Origin of the sequence: Mesorhizobium sp. M0659 (assembly GCF_040320605.1) — a bacterium.
GTDB lineage: Bacteria > Pseudomonadota > Alphaproteobacteria > Rhizobiales > Rhizobiaceae > Mesorhizobium.
The window spans coordinates 1-18093 of sequence record NZ_JAMYPY010000021.1; the positions used below are offsets into that span (position 1 = coordinate 1).

General features: G+C 63.3%; 19 protein-coding genes. 10 read left to right on the forward strand and 9 right to left on the reverse strand.

Translation table 11 applies throughout. The features are described from left to right. Positions 1-296 precede the first annotated feature (296 nt). Complete coding sequence (locus NKI31_RS25820; RefSeq protein WP_023747932.1) at positions 297-500, reverse strand: hypothetical protein; 204 nt, start codon at positions 498-500, stop codon at positions 297-299. Positions 501-595: 95 nt separating this feature from the next. On the opposite strand from NKI31_RS25820, the gene NKI31_RS25825 reads away from it, so the two are divergent. The 3 genes from NKI31_RS25825 to NKI31_RS25835 all read left to right on the forward strand — a co-directional run bounded on the left by NKI31_RS25825 (position 596) and on the right by NKI31_RS25835 (position 3213). Continuing rightward, positions 596-1510 (forward strand): LysR substrate-binding domain-containing protein, encoded by a 915-nt coding sequence (locus NKI31_RS25825; RefSeq protein WP_023687096.1) that lies wholly within the window; start codon positions 596-598, stop codon positions 1508-1510. 86 nt (positions 1511-1596) lie between these two features. After that, complete coding sequence (locus tag NKI31_RS25830) at positions 1597-2841, forward strand: aminopeptidase (protein WP_352652888.1); 1245 nt, start codon at positions 1597-1599, stop codon at positions 2839-2841. Between the two features lie 15 nt (positions 2842-2856). After that, positions 2857-3213 (forward strand): DUF488 domain-containing protein, encoded by a 357-nt coding sequence (locus NKI31_RS25835; RefSeq protein ID WP_023834820.1) that lies wholly within the window; start codon positions 2857-2859, stop codon positions 3211-3213. A 211-nt stretch (positions 3214-3424) separates the two neighbouring features. On the opposite strand, the gene NKI31_RS25840 is transcribed toward NKI31_RS25835, so the two are convergent. After that, complete coding sequence (locus NKI31_RS25840; RefSeq protein ID WP_023709906.1) at positions 3425-3772, reverse strand: ArsC family reductase; 348 nt, start codon at positions 3770-3772, stop codon at positions 3425-3427. A gap of 165 nt (positions 3773-3937) precedes the next feature. Here NKI31_RS25840 and NKI31_RS25845 point away from each other — a divergent pair, with 165 nt between their 5' ends. Further along, positions 3938-4294, forward strand: a complete 357-nt coding sequence (locus tag NKI31_RS25845) for an ArsR/SmtB family transcription factor (RefSeq protein ID WP_023687094.1) — start codon at positions 3938-3940, stop codon at positions 4292-4294. Further along, on the forward strand, positions 4291-4770 hold the full coding sequence (locus NKI31_RS25850; protein ID WP_023668501.1) for an SRPBCC family protein: 480 nt from the start codon (positions 4291-4293) through the stop codon (positions 4768-4770). Before NKI31_RS25845 ends, NKI31_RS25850 begins: the two co-directional genes overlap by 4 nt. A gap of 89 nt (positions 4771-4859) precedes the next feature. Here the strand turns inward: NKI31_RS25850 and NKI31_RS25855 are convergent, their stop codons facing one another. Beyond that, on the reverse strand, positions 4860-5213 hold the full coding sequence (locus NKI31_RS25855; protein WP_023684393.1) for a nuclear transport factor 2 family protein: 354 nt from the start codon (positions 5211-5213) through the stop codon (positions 4860-4862). A gap of 186 nt (positions 5214-5399) precedes the next feature. Here NKI31_RS25855 and NKI31_RS25860 point away from each other — a divergent pair, with 186 nt between their 5' ends. Continuing rightward, positions 5400-6104 (forward strand): SOS response-associated peptidase, encoded by a 705-nt coding sequence (locus NKI31_RS25860; RefSeq protein WP_023684394.1) that lies wholly within the window; start codon positions 5400-5402, stop codon positions 6102-6104. Between the two features lie 440 nt (positions 6105-6544). On the opposite strand, the gene NKI31_RS25865 is transcribed toward NKI31_RS25860, so the two are convergent. From NKI31_RS25865 to NKI31_RS25890, 6 genes are all read right to left on the reverse strand, one after another. Continuing rightward, positions 6545-7630 (reverse strand): ABC transporter ATP-binding protein, encoded by a 1086-nt coding sequence (locus tag NKI31_RS25865; protein ID WP_023684395.1) that lies wholly within the window; start codon positions 7628-7630, stop codon positions 6545-6547. Continuing rightward, entirely contained in the window at positions 7620-8219 is a 600-nt protein-coding gene (locus tag NKI31_RS25870) for a helix-turn-helix domain-containing protein (RefSeq protein WP_023684396.1), read from the reverse strand. The genes NKI31_RS25865 and NKI31_RS25870 overlap by 11 nt, the downstream gene beginning before the upstream one ends. 281 nt (positions 8220-8500) lie before the next feature. After that, the gene (locus NKI31_RS25875) at positions 8501-9607 is read right to left on the reverse strand and encodes an ABC transporter substrate-binding protein (RefSeq protein ID WP_023668506.1); all 1107 of its coding nucleotides are present in this window, start codon (positions 9605-9607) and stop codon (positions 8501-8503) included. A 25-nt stretch (positions 9608-9632) separates the two neighbouring features. Continuing rightward, entirely contained in the window at positions 9633-10460 is an 828-nt protein-coding gene (locus NKI31_RS25880; protein ID WP_023709184.1) for an ABC transporter permease, read from the reverse strand. Further along, positions 10457-11338: an ABC transporter permease gene (locus NKI31_RS25885; protein WP_023747934.1), complete on the reverse strand. Its 882-nt coding sequence runs from the start codon at positions 11336-11338 to the stop codon at positions 10457-10459. Before NKI31_RS25885 ends, NKI31_RS25880 begins: the two co-directional genes overlap by 4 nt. 96 nt (positions 11339-11434) lie before the next feature. Further along, positions 11435-12712, reverse strand: a complete 1278-nt coding sequence (locus NKI31_RS25890; protein WP_023747935.1) for an NAD(P)/FAD-dependent oxidoreductase — start codon at positions 12710-12712, stop codon at positions 11435-11437. Between the two features lie 176 nt (positions 12713-12888). Here NKI31_RS25890 and NKI31_RS25895 point away from each other — a divergent pair, with 176 nt between their 5' ends. From NKI31_RS25895 to NKI31_RS25910, 4 genes are all read left to right on the forward strand, one after another. Further along, complete coding sequence (locus NKI31_RS25895; RefSeq protein WP_023815219.1) at positions 12889-14046, forward strand: fumarylacetoacetate hydrolase family protein; 1158 nt, start codon at positions 12889-12891, stop codon at positions 14044-14046. Positions 14047-14184: 138 nt separating this feature from the next. Next, a complete protein-coding gene (locus NKI31_RS25900) occupies positions 14185-15729 on the forward strand; it encodes a sugar ABC transporter ATP-binding protein (protein ID WP_050594076.1) in 1545 nt (514 codons plus the stop codon). Next, positions 15726-16754: an ABC transporter permease gene (locus NKI31_RS25905; protein WP_352652889.1), complete on the forward strand. Its 1029-nt coding sequence runs from the start codon at positions 15726-15728 to the stop codon at positions 16752-16754. Before NKI31_RS25900 ends, NKI31_RS25905 begins: the two co-directional genes overlap by 4 nt. A gap of 296 nt (positions 16755-17050) precedes the next feature. Then, positions 17051-17983, forward strand: coding sequence for a substrate-binding domain-containing protein (locus NKI31_RS25910; RefSeq protein WP_023687083.1), 933 nt, complete (start codon positions 17051-17053; stop codon positions 17981-17983). Positions 17984-18093: the final 110 nt, after the last annotated feature.

An 18093-nucleotide genomic window follows, 5' to 3' on the forward strand; every position in this document is an offset into this window, starting at 1 on the left:
GTCTCTCGCCAAACCATCGCCGGTCCTCCGGCGGACAAGAAAACTGTCACCCATGCTATCGGTCCATTCTGTTACCTATCTATCCGGTTCGGACACCGGCACCTTCTCCCCGTATAGTGACGGGGAGAAGGGGGACCGTGTGCCTCGGCGCCCTTGCCCGCAGGGCTGGTGATTGGCGAAACCTTGGGCGCCGGCGACCTTTCTCCCCGTCACTTACGGGGAGAAATGCCCGGCATGGCAATGAGCGGCAGCGCTGGGCCGACAGTATCGCCTTCCCAGTTACCGCGTCCGCGATTTCAGCGGCAGCCTGCTTGCGCCGTCTCGTATGCAGTGCGGCGCGCCGTCAGGCGAAACGGCATGTCGCCGAGTTCGCGCTCCGACATGGTGTCGAGCACGGGATGCGACAGCGGATCGGTCACCCAATTGAGGACATCCCCGTCAGGGCGCCGCCGCGTGTAGCCGGCGGCAAAGACTTTGAGCAATGATACGATCGTCACCATCCTCGCCTCCTCGGTCTGGTTGTCTTTGCTAGAATCTGCCCTGTGTCGCCGTCTTTCAATTGAGATTTCGGCCGCGCCGGTTTAGAAAAACTGGAATGGCCATGCTGAACCGCGTCCATCTCAACGGCTTGCGCGCCGTCGAAACCGTCGCCCGCCTCGGCTCGCTGGCGGCGGCTGCCGGCGAGCTCAACGTCTCCGTCAGCGCCGTCAGCCAGCAGATCAACCGCACCGAAAAGCAGCTCGGACAAGCGCTGTTCGAGCGTACGGCGAGCGGGCTGGTGCTGACCGAGTTCGGCACGGTTTTTTCCGCCCGGCTGGGCGCCGGTTTTCGCGAGCTGGCGCAGGCGGTGGCGCTGGCCGATGAGGCAAGCCAATGCACGCTGGTGGTTTCGGTGGCGCCGGCCTTCGCCTCGAAATGGCTGCTGCCGCGATTGTCGCGGCATTTCGACCGCCATCCCAACGTGCTGCTGCGCATCGACGCCTCGGTGCGCCTCGCCGATCTCGAACGTTCCGACATCGACATCGCCATCCGGCTTGGCGACGGCAAATGGCCGGGCGGCCGGGCGGAACTTTTGTTGGCGCAGGAAGTCTTTCCGGTCTGCGCGCCGGTGATCGCCAAAAAGCTGAAGTCGATCGAAGACCTGGCGCAGACCTGCGCCATCACCGACGAACGGGCGATGATCAACTGGGAGAGCTGGTTCAAGGCTGCCGGGGCCGAGCCGGTCAGCTTCCGCAAGGGCGCGCGCTTCACCGACCCGATGCTGTGCCTGGAATCGGCGATCGCCGGCCATGGCGTCATGCTCGGCTGGCAATTGCTGGCCGCCGATGCGCTGGCCGACGGCCGCCTCGTCGCGCCTTTCGGCGTGCGGGCGCAGAGCGGCCTCGGCTACTGGCTGGTGACCTCGGCGACCAAGACCGAAAGCCGCAAGGTGCGCGATTTCAAGATCTGGATCCGCGAGGAAATCGCGGCGACCGTGGCGCAGTTCAGCGCGCTGGAAAGCGCTGCCTAGGGCTGTCCGTCGCGACAGTGCTGGAAAGCACAGCCGCGCCGATCTATGTTGGAAGCTTCACCCCCAAGACCAAGACAGGCAGGATCATGACCACACATTCGCGCGGCGTTTCCGCAACGAAGCTCGACAGGCTGGCGGAAGTCGCCATCAAGGTCGGGCTGCAATTGCAGCCGGGGCAGGATCTGGTGCTGACCTCGTCGACCGCAGCCCTGCCGCTGACCAGGCGCATCGTCGAGCACGCTTACAAGGCGGGCGCCGGGCTGGTAACGCCGATCTTCAACGATGACGAGATCACGCTGGCGCGCTTCCGCTACGGGGCGGATGCCGGCTTCGACCGCGCCGCCGGCTGGATGTATGAAGGCATGGCGAAGGCCTTTTCCAACAATGCGGCGCGGCTTGCCGTGCGCGGCGAGGACCCGTCGCTGTTGTCGGCGCAGGACCCGGCGAAAGTGGCGCGCGCCAACAAGGCGAACTCGATGGCCTACCAGCCGGCGCTGGAAAAGATCACCGGCTTCGACATCAACTGGAACATCGTCGCCTACCCGGATCTCGCCTGGGCAAAACAGGTCTTCCCCGGCGATGCCGACGATGTCGCCGTGGTGAAGCTCGCCGATGCGATCTTTTCGGCATCACGGGTCGATGTGGAAGACCCGATCGCAAACTGGACGGCGCACAATGCAGCGCTGCGCGGCCGCACAAAGTGGCTGAACGAGCACAATTTCCATGATCTGCATTTCAGCGGCCCGGGCACCGACCTCACCGTCGGGCTGGCCGATGGCCATGAATGGATGGGCGGCGCCTCGACTGCCAAGAACGGCGTCACCTGCAATCCGAACATCCCGACCGAGGAGGTCTTCACCACGCCGCATGCACGGCGCGTCTCCGGCCGTGTATCCTCGACCAAGCCGCTGTCCTACCAGGGCACGCTGATCGACGATATCTCGGTGCGTTTCGAAGAGGGCAGGATCGTCGAGGCCAAGGCTTCGAAGGGCGAGGACGTGCTGAAGAAAGTGCTCGACACCGACGAGGGTTCGCGCCGGCTCGGCGAGGTGGCGCTGGTGCCGCATTCCTCGCCGATCTCGGCCAGCGGCCTGCTGTTCTTCAACACGCTGTTCGACGAGAACGCCGCCTGCCACATCGCGCTCGGGCAGTGCTATTCAAAATGCTTCGTCGACGGCGCCTCGCTCAGCCAGGACGAAATCGCCCAGCGCGGCGGCAACAAGAGTTTTATCCACATCGACTGGATGATCGGCTCGGACAAGATCGACATAGACGGCGTGCACAAGGATGGCCGCAAGGTGCCGGTGATGCGCAAGGGCGAGTGGGCGTAAGCTCGCGGAGGGCGGATGGGTTTCGACCTGACGGTCAAGCGAATTTACGAAGCACCCGCGCCCGATGACGGGCAGCGGGTGCTGGTCGATCGCATCTGGCCGCGCGGCATCAGCAAGGAGGATGCCGCGCTGACGCTGTGGCTGAAGGAGATCGCGCCGAGCGATGAATTGCGGAGGTGGTTCGGACATGAGCCGGCGCGATGGGCGGAGTTTCAGGTGCGGTATTCGGTCGAGCTGGATGGGAATAGAGAAGCGGTGGCGAAACTGCGTGGCTTGCTCGGCAAGGCCAAGGTGACGCTGCTTTATGGCGCGCATGACGAGGCGCATAACAATGCGGTGGCGTTGGCGGGGTATTTGCGCGGGACGGGTTGAGAGACAGCGAACCGCTGCATACGCCGCAAGCGAAAGCCTTCACAATTAGCGATCGCCCTCCACGCGTTCGTCATCCTCGGGCTGACCCGAGGATCCTGTGTGTTGTTCCCATGCTATGTTTGGGGTGGGAAGGAGACCGACAGGATCCCAATGGTCTGCGCTGCGTCGCTTCGAACCTAGCTTCGCCACAGGATGACGAAGCGAGGCGACGCTACTTCACCACCCCTTCATAAGCCTCCGGCTTGAAGCCAACCAAAATCTCATCCCCGACCTCGAGCACCGGGCGCTTGATCATCGTCGGGTTGGCCAGCATCAGCTTCCTGGCCTTCTTCTCGTCGAGCCCTTGCTTGTCCTTGTCCGGCAGTTCGCGAAATGTGGTGCTGCCCTTGTTGAGCAGCTTTTCCCAGCCAACCTTGCCGACCCACCCGTCCAGTCTGCCCGCCTCTATCCCCTCGGCCCGGTAGTCGTGAAAGCGGTAGGGCACAGCATGGCCCTCCAGCCAGGTGCGCGCCTTGCGGATCGTGTCGCAGGTGGTGATGCCGTACATGGTGATCGTCAAAACGCACTTCCCTTGGGCTGGTGGTCGAATCCGCCGGACAGCCTAAAACCGTCCTTCCCGCTTTGCCAGCACCCCGGTCACATCAGCCCATTTTTAGGGCTTGCCAATACTAAGGAATTTTCCTAAGTATCTTTCTATACCCGTCGACGGACCTCAGGATCGCCCATGCCAAGCCTCCACGCCCCAACTACAAGTCTCCCGCCGATCGACGGCATCTTCCGCGCGCTGGCTGACCCGACGCGGCGGCGCGTGGTCGAGCGGTTGAACCGCAGTCCGGCCTCGGTCAGCGAGTTGGCGCAGCCTTTCGAGATGGCGCTGCCTTCCTTCATCGAGCATCTGAAAGTGCTGGAAGGCTGCGGTCTGGTGCGATCGGAAAAAATCGGCCGCACCAGGACCTATCAGCTGGCGCCCGAACCGCTGCAGCTCGCCGAAAACTGGCTGGCCGAACAGCGCACGCTGTGGGAGCGCCGACTCGATCAATTCGACGCCTATGTGATGAGCCTCAAGGAGCAAGAAAAGTGAGCTATCCCTTCAAGCCCGACCCCAGACTGGACCTTGTGCTGGAGCGCAAGCTCGACGCGCCGCGCGAACTCTTGTGGAGCGCGATGACGGTGCCGGAGCATGTCAAGCAATGGTTCACGCCCAAGCCCTGGCTGATCACCGATTGCGAGATCGACCTTCGTCCGGGCGGACTGTTCCGGACGCGCATGCAATCGCCCGACGGCAAGGAGGTCAACGACCGCCATTGCTGCTATCTCGAGATCGTGCCGAACGAGCGGCTGGTGTGGACCGATGCGCTGCTGCCGGGCTATCGGCCCTCCGGCGAGCCCTTCATCACCGCAGTCATTTCGCTTCAGTCGGATGACAAGGGCACGCGCTACACGGCAACGGCCATCCATCGCGACGAGGCTACCCGCAACAATCATGAAGAGATGGGGTTCTTCGACGGCTGGGGCACGGTGGCCGATCAGTTGGCGCAGTATGTGAAGACCATTTGAGCTTTTCCCACTGCGGCCAGGACTTTGTCCCGGCCGCCTGGTTTTTGGGTCGTGCAGCGAAGTGCGCCGGAACCCTACGGCACCCGGGCTCAGTAGTAGAAGCGCTCTTCGGTGATCTTGCCGTTCTTGACCGTGTACAGGCCAACCTCGTCCATGGTGACCCGTTCGCCGGTCGCCTTGGGCGTTATGTCGAACTTGAAGCGCACCGCGAACTGGTCGCCGTTGACATAGGGGCCTTCGACAGAGCCGCCATGGACTTCGTGGTTCTCTTGCCACCATTCGCCCTTTTGCCTGAGAGCCTCCTTGCCACGGGCGATGGCCATCGGCCCCTCCATGGCTTCGAGGCTGACGATATCATCGGCATTGTACTTTTCACCAGCACCCAGGTGATCCCCCTGCTGGAGCATTTCAGTGAAATCCTTGGCAACATCCGCGATGGTCATGTGTGTTCCTCCTGTTCAGACTGGTTTGAAGTAGGGAAGCGCTTGCCGGCCCGCCACCTTTACCCGCACGACAGCTGACAAGGTGTGTCAGGACGATGATATAGCGCGGCTGTGTGACGACGATTGCGGCGGCGTCGGACAGCGACTTCGGTTGCAGACAAAAGCCAATTCCGCAATGCTGGGTGCATGTGCAACCTCTACAACATCACGACGACGCAAGAGGCGGTCCGCCAATGGACCCGCACATTGCGCGATATCAGCGGCAACCTCGAACCTTCGCTTGATGTCTATCCCAATCAACCTGGGCTTGTCGTTCGCAACAGGACGGATGGGGAGCGTGAACTGGCGAAACTGCTTTGGGGGTTGCCAACGCCGCCCGAGCGCATGAAAGGTAAGGCCGACTACGGCACCACCAACGTTCGCAATCCGCAATATTCGCACTGGCAGCAATATGTGGGCGTCGAGCACAGATGTGTCGTGCCGGTGACCAGCTTTGCCGAGCCCAGCCCTGCGGCGAACGATAAAGACCCGGAAACAGGAATCCAGCGAAATTACTGGTTTGCCCGTGGCGAGAGCCGGCCGCTGTTCTTCTTCGCTGGTTTCTGGACGTCTTGGCAGGGCGTGCGAAAGGTCAAGGACGGTCCCGGCGACTTCGAGCTATACGCCTTCATGACCACCAAGCCTAATGCTCTCATTGCGCCGATACATGAGAAGGCTATGCCCGTGATCCTCACCACGCCGGAGGAAACCGAGGCTTGGCTGACGGCGCCATGGTCGGAAGCACGGCGTTTGCAGCGGACGGCGCCCAACGACGCGTTGGTGATCGTTGAGAAGCCAGCCACACAGATCAAGTTCCCACCACAGGCCCCGGCCCAAGGGTCTCTGTTTTAGCCCGAAATCGGCTCTCCTCAATCGTCGTCTCGCCAGATTACCCGGCGAACCATGCGGATTTCGACAAGACGTCTGACGCGAATTTTAAGGCGTTCAGCAGCGCTTGGCAGAATGATGCCTGCATCGAGCTCACGACCTTTGCAGCGCTCGCACCGCATGTGCCGCTCCACATCCCAAAAGGGGATATCACCAACCAGCTTTGCGAGATCGCCAGGCAGATAGTGTCGAGTGATGTTGCAGTTCCGACATCGAACACGAATTAGCTGCCCGACTTCATGCGCCAAGCAGAGGGTTTGCACATTTCGGCGCGGTCGGGTGCTTAGTTCGGGCATCCCGCAAAGTAGGAATATGTTCCTTTGCGAGTCAATTCACACTTAATTCCACCTTGGCGATCTTCACAGCAGGTTAAATCCAACCGTCGATGAAGGGATTGGGTTGGATCAGCTTCGCAGCATAGGGCAGTTGGCACCACGGCGCAGGCTGATATGCGCCACGTCGCCGACGCTGAATTGAAAGCCCTCGGCCTGGCGCGGCGCATCGATCACCACCGGCAATCCCTGCCCCAGCTCAGCATGCAGCCGCAGCGTGCGGCCGTGGAAGACGATGGAGTTGACGCGCGCCGGCGCGGTGCCGGCGGCGGCATCGGTGGTGGCCAGCAAGTCCTCGGGGCGAACGCCGATGGTGCGCTCAGTGCCTTCGCCGGGTGTGTCGCCGGTTTCAGATGTTGCTTCCAGCGAAAGCCCGCCAGCGGCGAAGCGCAGGCGGTCGCCGTCGCGGCCGATGAAGCGCGATTGCAAGAGGTTCATGGTGCCGATGAAGCTTGCGACGAATTTCGTCGCCGGCCGGTCGTAAAGCGTAGCCGGCGGCGCGATCTGCTCGATGCGGCCCTTGTTCATGACGACGATGCGGTCGGAGATCGACAGCGCTTCGGTCTGGTCGTGGGTGACCATGACGAAGGTGGTGCCGAGCCGCGACTGCAGCCGCTTCAGTTCGACCTGCATCTGTTCGCGCAGATGCGCATCGAGCGCCGACAGCGGTTCATCGAGCAACAGAACGCGCGGCTCGCAGACTATGGCTCGGGCGAGCGCGACGCGCTGGCGCTGGCCACCCGACAGTTCGGAAACGCGGGCGCCGAGCTTGTCGGCGAGGCCGACCATGTCGAGGGCTTCGCGGACGCGCTTTGCCTGCTCGGCGCCGGACAGTTTGCGCAGCGACAGGCCGAAGCCGACATTCTCGGCGACGTTCATATGCGGGAACAGCGCATAATCCTGGAACACGGTGTTGACGGGACGGTCGAACGGCCTGAGCGCGGTGATGTCGCGACCATCGAGCAGCACCTTGCCGCTCGACGGGCTCTCGAAACCGGCAATGACGCGCAGGCTGGTGGTCTTGCCGCAGCCCGAGGGCCCGAGCAGGGTGATGAACTCGCCGCTGATAATGTCGAGATCGACGGCGTCGAGCCCGACAATGCCGCCGGGGAAAACCTTCGAGACCGTGTCCAGGCGTACCAGCGCATCAGGCGCCATCGCGAACCTCGGACGGCTTGGTGGTGTTGACCCAGAGGATCTGGCAAGGCTCGGTGCCGGGATTGCGGAAGGCGTGCAGAAGCGTGCTCTTGAAGGCAAAGGAGTCGCCGCTCTTCAGCACGTATTTTGTCGAGTCCACCACCAGTTCGACCTCGCCCGACAGGACATAGCCGAACTCGTGACCGATATGCGCATAGGCTTCCGCCGTGCCGCCATCGGCTTCCACGGTCACCAAGAGGCCGGTCAGCGCCGCGCCCGGCGGCGACAGCAGCGCCTTGGCGATGCCTTCCGACTTGACCGGGAGCTGCCGCCTTTTGTCGGCGCGCACGCAATAGAGATCGTTGGCGGCTTCGTTGCCGTCGGTGATCAGCGCCGAAGGCTCGATGTCGAGCGCGGCCGCAAGCGGCCAGATCACCTTGACGCGCAGCGAAGACAGGCCGCGCTCGATCTGGCTCAGCGCACCGATGGAGACGCCGGCTTTTGCTGCCAGCTCGGCCAACGACAAATTGCGCTCCAGCCGCAGCGCCCGCACGCGCCGGCCGACGCGAATGTCGGCGTCGGCCTTTGGTTTCGCTTCAAGCATGTCCATCAGTTGGTCCTTGTTGCAGTCTTTGGCGCGGCGGCAAGACCCGCGGGCTTCAGGAGATTAGTCACAATTACCTGCCGTCGGCGCTGCCCCTCATTGTCCTGCCGGACATTTCTCCCCGTATAGTGACGGGGAGAAAGCGGCTGGTCGCAAACTCGGCGCCATTTCTGCAACGTTTGCGATTTGCGAAATCGCTGGTGACAGCGCCCCTCTCCCCGTCACTATACGGGGAGAGGATGCCGGCAGGCAGGTGAGGGGCAGCGCAACCGTCGGCGATGGATCCCTCAGCCGCCCGCCTTCACTTTCTCGAACATCTTCGCCACATCGTCGTTCTGCTTCATCGGGCCGGTGAAGATGGTGGTCTTCAGCATCACCTCCGGGTCCGCCGGCAATTGCAGCTTGTCCAGTTCGTCCTTCGCCACGCCGGCGAAGGCGGTGCTGAGCGAGCTGCCATAGCCGTAGGCCTGGATCAGGTACTTACCCGAGTCGGCGTCGAGCCGGCTGTTGATGAAGTCATAGGCGAGGTCGACGTTTTTGGCGTCCTTGAGCATGACGAAGCCGCAGGCCCAGGTCAGCATGCCCTCCTTCGGCTTCATGAACTCGACCGGCACGCCCTGCTTCTTCAGCGAGGTTGCCGACGCGTTCCAGGTCATGGCGGCGACCAGCTGGCCGCTGGCCAGCGCCTGTTCGACCGAGGTCATGTCGGTGGTGTAGTTGGAGAGGAGGGGACGCTGCTCGCGCAACTTTTCCGCCACCTTGTCCATCTGCTCGGGCGTCATGTCGAAGGGGTTTACGCCGGCCAGAAGTGCGGCAACGATCGGGGTGTCATGCACGGCATCGATGGTCGCCATGCGGCCGGCATATTGCTTGTCCCACAGAAGGTTCCAGCTCGCTTCCGGGTTCTTCACCAGATCGGTGCGGTAGAGGATCGAGGTGTTGCCCCAATCCCACGGCACCATCCAGACCTTGCCGTCGCCGGCCTGGATGTCGGGCAGGTTCTTGAACACCGGGAAGATCGAATCCCAGTTCTTGATGCGCTTGGTATCGATCGGCTGCAGCAGGCCTTCCTTGTTCCAGCGCGCCACCTTGTCGTAGCAGGGATGGGCGATATCGGGGCGGAAGCCGGCCTTGACCTTGGTGAAGGCATCGTCGTCGTCGCCGAAGATCGAGGCCTCGACGCCATCGGGATGGGCCGTCAGGAAGCTCTTGTTGAAGTCGGGCAGCTCGTACCCCGACCAGGTGAAATATTGCAGCTTGTCGGCGGCGAAGGCGACAGTCGACGACAGGACGATTGCAAGCGCGGCAAGCCCGGTGCGGGCTGTCTTTGCAGTGATCGATTTCGGGCCAGTGATCGATTTCAGCCCAGTAATTGATTTCGGGTCGAATGCCATTTCGGTTCTCCTCTTTTGTTATGGTTCAGGCTGGACTGGTGGGCGCCGTCCGACGGGCTGTGCTCAGCCCGCGATGGCGCAGGATTTCGGCGATGCCGGCGATGATGACGGACACAGCAAGGATAGCTGTCCCCAGCGCCATCACGGTCGGCAGCGAGCGAGGAAAACGCAGTTGGCTCCAGATGTAGAGCGGCAGCGTCGGCTCGGTGCCGGCGAGGAAGAAGACGACGATGAACTCGTCGAAGGAAATCAGAAAGGCCAGCATGAAGGCCGAGACGATGGCCGGCAGCGAGAGCGGCAACATCACCCGCCGGAAGGTCGTCCAGTCGGAAGCGCCGAGATCGAGTGCGGCCTCGCGAATGGTTTTCGGAATTGCGGCAAACCGGCTGCGCATGATCACCACGGTGGTCGGCAGCGCCACCAGTATGTGGCCGAGAACGATGGCGATGCGCGACGGGCCGAGGCCGATGAGATTGACGAGGATCAGCAACGATATGCCGACGATGACGCCGGGGATCAGGATCGGCAGCCTGGAGATGGCGCTGATGGTGGCGGCGAGCGGCGAACGACCGTAGAGGTCCATATAGGAGACGGTGATGCCGCAGAGCGTGGCGCCGGCGGCGGCCACGACGCCAATGACGAGACTGTTCAAAAGCGCGCCGGACAGCGCCGGATTGCCATAGAGCGTGGCATACCATTCGAGCGTGAAGCCCTGCAGCGGAAACGCGGCCTGGATGGAGTTGTTGAAGGAAAACAGCGGGATCAACAGCACCGGCAGATAGAGGAAGACGAGATAGGCAAGCACATAGACGCCGAGCCAGCCGCGGCCATCATCTCTCCGCGCCGCGCTCATGTGCGGCTGCCGAATTTGCGGTCGGCGCCGCGTGCGACCAGCACCACGCAGAGGATGACCAGCATCACGCAGACTGAAAGTGCCGCCCCGAACGGCCAGTCATTGGCCTTGCCGAACTGCGACTGGATCAATGTGCCGATCATGGTGCTGGCGGGACCGCCGACCATGGCCGGGGTGACATAGTCGCCGACCGTCGGCACAAAGACGACGAGGGCGGCCGCCAGAACGCCCGGCATCGAATTGGGCAAGACGACGCGGCGAAACGCCGTGAACGGTCTGGCGCCGAGATCGGAGGCGGCTTCGAGCAGTGATTTCGGGATGGTGTCCAGCGCCACATAGATCGGCAGGATGGCGAAGGGCGCATAGGCATGCGCCAGCGTGACGACCACCGCCGCCGGCGTGTTGAGGAAGGCCAGCGTCGGCTCCGACCAGATGCCGCTTTCGATCAGCGCCGAGTTCAAGACGCCGTTGTAGGCGAGCACGATCTTCCAGGCGAAGACGCGCAGGAGATAGCTGGTCCAGAACGGCAGGGTCACCAGAAACAAAAGCAGGCTGCGGCGGCGGCCGGCATAGAAAGCGAGATAGTAGGCGACGGGATAGGCGGTGACGACGGTCGCCAGCGTCACCAGGCCGGCGATCACCAGCGAGCGCAGCGTCACCGTCCAGTAGAGCGGATCGGAGACCACGGTGATGAAGTTGCCTGCCGTGAAGCCGGCGCCGAGCAGCGAACCGTCATTGCCGCGAAGTGAGAGGAAGAGCACAAGGCCAAGGGCAAACAGGATCAGGAACAAGGTGACCAGCCCGCCCGGCAGCAACATGGCGAAGCGGAAGCCTCGGGACGACCCTGCCGGCGCTTCTGTTGCAACGATGCTCGACATCGGACTGCTCAACGGAAATATGAAATCGGCTTAGCTTTTTTCATATTTGTGAAACTGTCAAGCTGAATCCACGAGGCCTAGGCGACCGGCACCCAATCAGCGCTCGAAGGCGTCGAGCATCCGGTACCAGGCGATGGTCGCGGCGACGCCGACCTGGCGGAAGGCGTGGAACGGGATCGGCCGGACCGGCGACAGCGGGAACGGCAATTGATTGACATCGCCGCCCGCGAGGTAGCCCGCCATGCGTTTTCCCAGCGCGGTCATCAGGCCGACGCCCCTGCCCTGGCAACCAACCACGGCGAGCAGGCCCTTTTCCGGCTCATGGATGTGCGGCAGGTGATCCGGTGTCATCGCCACGCGGCCGAACCAGCGCTTCTCGATGACGACATCGGAGAGCGCCGGATAGAGCCGCACCAGCGCGTGCTGCAGATGCGCCCAGTCGGCCTCGCTCCTCGGCCGCGCCATGCGGCCGCGGCCGCCAAGCACCAGATGGCCGTCGGCTGTTTTGCGGTAGTAGACGAGAATGCGCCTGGAGTCGGACACCGCCTGCCCTTCCGGCAGGATCGTCGCCGCAAGGTTGGATGACAGCGGCGCGGTCGCGACCTGGAAGGAATGCAGCGGCACGATCGTTTCCGCGAGGCCCGGAAGCAGTCCATCGGTATAGGCGTTCGTCGCCAGGACAACCGCTTTCGCCCGCACCTCGGCGCCGCTTTCGGTTGAGACACGCCAAAGGCCGGCCTCCTTGCGGAGTTTCACCACCTTCTGCCGCTCGGCAATGCTGGCGCCGGCGGCGGCGGCGATGCGCGCCAGTTCCACTGTATAGGCGAGCGGATCGATGATGCCGGCGCGGCGGTCGAGCCAGCCGCCGAGATAGCCTTGCGCGCCGGTCATATCGGCGATCTCGCTTTCATTCAGAAGCCGGACATCGGCGCCACGCGCCCGCCATTGACCATCCCTGTTCGCCGCCGCTTTCAATGCGGTTTCGGTATGCGCGGCCTGGATCCAGCCCTTGCGGGTGAGCGGCACCGCCAGCTTTTCGTCGCGGATGAGATCGAACACCGTATCCGCCGCCGAGGCGGCGAAATCGACCAGCGCTTGGCCACGCTCGGGGCCGAAATGCTCGAGCAGCCATTCGGGATCATATTTCAGGCCGGGAATGACCTGGCCGCCATTGAGGCCCGAGGCGCCCTGGCCGATCTCGCCAGCCTCCAGCACCTGTACACCGAGACCGAGCCGGGCTGCGTGCAAGGCGGTCGACAGGCCCATGAAGCCGCCGCCGACGATGGCAACGTCGACCGGCGCAGTGACGAGCAACTGGAAGGCGGATGCGGTCTGCGGCTTCTGCCAGATCGGAACGGAAAACGGTGCGGGCAAGGCTTCACCTGGAGTATGCGGAAAATGAAAATTCTAGTGCCAGTTTCATTTTTTTGAAAGAGCGGGCCTCATGTCAGAACCGACAATTGCCTGCGCCACGGGATAGACCTTTGGCGTGAATCCGGTGAAAGTGCAGCGGCCCAGCTGCCATCTCGATCATCAAAGGACCGTAAGCCATGACGAACCCAACGCAGCTTCCCGCCGACGGGCTCTTCATCGGCCGAGCCAGGGCAAGCGATGCCTCGCATCCGCTGGTGGTCACCGTGCGCGACGGGATCGTTTTCGACGTCACCTCGACCACCGCACCCACAGTGCGCGACATCTGCGAGATGGCCGATCCGGCCGGACACGTGCGCTCAGCCAAGGGCGAACCGGTCGGCTCGCTCGACGCGATCGCCGCCAACAGTTTTCAGGCCACCCGCGATCCGGCAAAACCCTATCTGGTCTCGCCTGTCGACCTGCAGGCGGTGAAGGCGTCGGGCGTGACCTTCGTGGTCAGCCTGCTCGAACGCGTCATCGAGGAGCAGGCGCGCGGTTCGGCGGAAAAGGCCGACGCCATCCGCGCCGACATTGCCGGGCTGATCGGCCACGATCTGTCGAAGCTGAAGCCCGGCTCGCCTGAGGCGATGGAGATCAAGGCCAAGCTCATCCAGCGCGGCGCCTGGTCGCAATATCTGGAAGTCGGCATCGGCCCCGACGCCGAGATCTTCACCAAATGCCAGCCGATGGCGTCCGTCGGCTTCGGCGCCGATGTCGGGCTGCATCCGGTGTCGACCTGGAACAACCCCGAGCCGGAGATCGCCATGATCGCCGCCAGCACCGGCAGGATCGTCGGCGCCACCATCGGCAACGACGTCAATCTGCGCGACGTCGAGGGACGCTCGGCGCTGCTGCTCGGCAAGGCCAAGGACAACAATGCCTCGGCCTCGCTTGGGCCCTTCATCCGGTTGTTCGACGCAACATTTTCGATTGACGACGTGAAGCGCGCCACGGTGCGGCTGCAGGTCGAGGGCGAGGACGGGTTTTCGCTGGAGGGCGCGAGCTCGATGGCCGAGATCAGCCGTTCGCCCGAAGAGCTGGTCGCGGCCGCCATGGGGCCGCACCACCAGTATCCCGACGGCTTGGCGCTTTATCTCGGCACCATGTTCGTGCCGTCGAAGGATCGCGGCGAGAAGGGCAAGGGATTCACCCACAAGATCGGCGACATCGTCACCATCTCGTCGGAGAAATTCGGCGCGCTGGTGAACCGCGTGCTTCTGTCGCCCGATTGCCCGCACTGGACCTACGGCGCCAGCCATCTCATGCGGGACCTCGCCAAGGCCGACCTGATCTGATTTCGGAGCAGCCAGGACGAACGGATAGCCGATAAACGTTCCTATCCGGTCCCTGTAAGCCGTTTGTTAGCGGAATCCGGGTGACTGTATCGGAAATTCGCTCCAGGATCGGGGCGCGGTCTGTGGGGGCCGAATCGCATGCTCGGTTTGCCGATGATATCGGTGCGCAATCTCGCCATGCGTTATGGCGGCGTTGTCGCGCTCAGGGATATGAACCTGTCTGTCGGACAGGGGACGATCCATGCTGTCGTCGGTGAAAGCGGCGCCGGAAAGTCGACGCTGGTGAAGCTGCTTGCCGGCGTGCTCCGGCCCAACAGCGGCACCATCCGCGTCGGCGACCAGATGGTCACCGTCGACAGCCCGATCGCTGCACGCAAGCACAGCTTCGGCGTCGTCCACCAGGAACTCGGCCTGTTTGCCGACCGCTCGGTGCTGGCCAATCTGTTCGTCAATCGCGAGCCGTTGCGCAATGGCTTCGTCTCCAGGCGCGAGATGGAGGCACGCAGCCGCACCGTGCTTCGGCAACTCAAGCTCGACGTCGATGTCCACGCTCCTGTGGGACAACTCGGCATGGGCGAACGGCAATATGTCGAACTCGGCCGCGCAATTCTGGAAGGCCCGAGGCTGCTGATCCTCGATGAACCGAATTCTGCGCTCGACCGGCGCCAGACCGAGCACCTGTTCACCGTACTAAGAGACCTCAAGGCCAAGGGCACGAGCGTGCTCTATGTCTCGCACCGGCTGGAGGACGTGTTTGCGATCGCAGACCAGGTCACGGTGATGCGCAACGGCCGTGACGTGCTGACAAGTGAGCGCTCGGCGTTGAGCGAAGCCGATGTGATCGACGCCATGATCGGCCAGCAGCGCGACAGCCTGTTCCCGCCTGCACTGCCGGCCAATGCCAGCACGATAAGGCCGCGGATCACGGTGGAGGGTCTGAGCGGCGGCCGGATTTCCGGCGTCAGCTTCACCGCCCGCTCCGGCGAGATCCTCGGCTTGGCCGGGCTTGAGGGGTCAGGCGTTGAACACCTGTTCGAGATGCTGTTTGGCCTGCGCAAGGCGCAAAGCGGCAGGGTGCGGCTCCCCGACGGCTACGGCTTGCCTGGAAATCCGACCGAAGCGGCGCGGCGCGGCATCGGCCTGGTGCCGGCCAACCGCCTGTGCAACGGCCTGATGCCCGACCGGTCGCTGGCCTTCAACATAGGCAACATCGCTACCGGCGCCCGCAACTGGGGGTCGCGCCGCTACTCGCCCAAGGCCGCGATCGCCGCCGCCGCAAGGCAGATCGATGCGCTGCGCATCAAGGGCCTGCCGGACGCGCCGGTGAATTCGCTGCTGGCCGGCGATCAGCAGAAGATCGTAATCGCCAAATGGCTGGAGACGGCGCCGCAAGTGCTGCTCCTAGACAATCCGGCTGGCGGTATCGAGGCGGCTGCCAAGCGCAAGATCTATGCGCTGATCCGGCAGATGGCAGCCAATGGCTGTATCGTTTTGCTGCGTTCGGTCGAGCCGTCCGAACTGACCAACCTCAGCAACCGCGTCCTTGTCTTCCACCGCGGCCGGGTCGCCGGCGAGTTGTCCGGCGCCGAGATGAAGCGAAGGACAGTGCTGCAACTGACCACCACCGGCGAGATGCCGGAGGCGGAGCGGCCGAAAAAGAAACTCGTGGGAGCCATGGCATGACACGATTGGATCCCATGCTACAGCTTGCCGGTTCGGCTGCCCACCCGAAGCGCAGCCTTCGCCTGCCCGTCGAACTCAGGCCGCTCATCGGGCTCGTTGTCCTGGTGGCGATTACAGGCTTTGCCCGGCCGGATTTCCTCGACGAGGCCAATGTGCTGTCGTTGCTGGAAACCGCTGCGTATCCCGGCATGCTGGCGATCGGCATGGTGTTCGTGCTCGCACTCCGCGAGATCGACCTTTCCGTCGGCTGGATGTTCCATCTCGCGGCCCTTCTCACCGCATTCCTTCTGGCCGCCGGCATTGACCCGTGGCTTGCCGCCCTTGCCGGCGTGCTGCTCGGCGCCGGGCTCGGCCTCGTCAACGGCCTGCTGGTGGTGGCGCTGCGACTGCCGGCCATCGTCGTTACGCTGGGCACCTTTGCAATGTTCCGGGGCCTGGCGGAGGTGGCCGTCAAGATGCAAGCGACAGCTCCGGCCAGCCCAGGCGGCGACTTCTTTGAGATCGTTCACGGCAAGCTGTTCGGCCTAGTGCCGACGGCTGTCTTTGTCTTCGTCACAATGGCGGTGGTGATGCACCTCGTGCTTCACCGCAGCCGCTTCGGCTACCGGATCCAGGCCGTCGGCAGCAATCCGCAGGCGGCGCTCTATGCCGGCATCCCGACAGGTGCTGTGCGGCTGCAGACGCTGGTGCTGATGGGCATCGTCTCGGGGCTGGCGGGCGCGCTGTGGCTTGGCTCTCCCGTTACCGACGTCGACCAAGGCGGCGGTTTCGTGCTGATGGCCATTGCCGCGGCGATCATCGGCGGCACCTCGCTTTCCGGCGGGCGCGGCACCGTCTTCGGTGCGGTGATCGGCATGCTGATCGTCCAGGTCATCTTGAGCGGCGTGACCCTGTTCGGCATCGACGCCGCATGGAGCCCCTTCGTGATCGGCGCGGTGATGGTGCTGGCGCTCGCGCTCGACCGGCTGGACAAGGTGCTGCGCATCCGCCAGGCCGAGCGCTTCCAGGAAAATCCGCGCGCCTGAGTTTAAGCCCCGCCTGCTTGCCGGGAAATATCTCTATCTCTTGGTTGACGCAATTCCGGACGGAAAACCGTTTCACACTTTTCCTGGAATTGCCCTCTAACTGATGCGATCTGATGGGATCGATGATGGCGCGTTGCATCGCGCCACCATCCATTGGGCGGATGGAGGCTTGCCATCGGCCGCAAAAGAAGATGCTCTGCGCATCCGGGTCGGCGCTGGCAGGAGGAGAGGAACAAGGGCATGGCCCGGATCATCGCCGGACGTGGAGGTCGTTTTTCAACATGGGAGGAAAGCAAATGCTGACGAGGCTACGATTACTCGTGCTTGGCTTGATTGTGGCGCTGGCCGTTCCGGCGGCGGCACAGGCCAAGACGTTCTACTGGATTTCGCATGGCGGCCCGGCCGACCCGGTCTGGACCTACTTCCTGGCCGGCGCCAAGCAATGGGCGAAGGACACCGGCAACACCGTCAACACCTCGTTCCACAATGGCGACGTTGCCTCGCAGCAGGAGGCCGTGCGCGCCGCGATCTCGGCAAAGGCCGACGGCATCGTTACCACCAGCCCCGATCCGGGCAGCCTGATCGAAATCGCCAAGGAAGCCAACACCGCCAAGATCCCGATCATCAACTTCAACACGCCCGATCCCAAGGCAAGCTTCGACGCCTATGTCGGCGGCGACAACGTCACCTTCGGCAAGCACTGGGCGCAATATCTGGTCGACAAGGGCCTGGTGAAGAAGGGCGACTTCGTCTGGATGCCGGTCGAAATCCCCGGCGCCACCTACGGCGTCCAGGAAGAGGAAGGCATCAAGAGCGTCTTCGAACCGCTGGGGATCACCTATGAGATCACCGAAGCGACCCTCGACCAGGCCGAGGCCATCAACCGCATGGTCGACTATCTCACCGCCAACAAGGCCAAGGTCAAGGCAATCATCGGCCTCGGCGATCTGGTCACCGGCTCGATCAAGCGGGTGTTCGACCAGGCCGGCATCAAGCCGGGCGAAATCCCGGTCGTCGGCTGGGGCAACTCGCTCGACACCACCCAGGAAGTGCTGACCGGCTACGTCAATGCCGGCCAGTGGCAGGACCCGCAGGCGACCAGCTATGTCGCTCTGTCGCTGGCCAACATGGCGGCGTCAGGCATTCCCCCGGGCTTCAACGTCATCACCGGCGCGCTCTATGAAAAGGACACCGCGCAGGTCTACGACGACATCCTGTCCGGTAAATAACCCAGACCTTCAACAGTCGCGGCCGCAGCCGCGGTCGCGACTGTCTTTTTCCTTTTTCGCCGAACCCTTCGCACGACGTGCGAGGTTTCAGCCTTTCCCTTCCTGTCGCG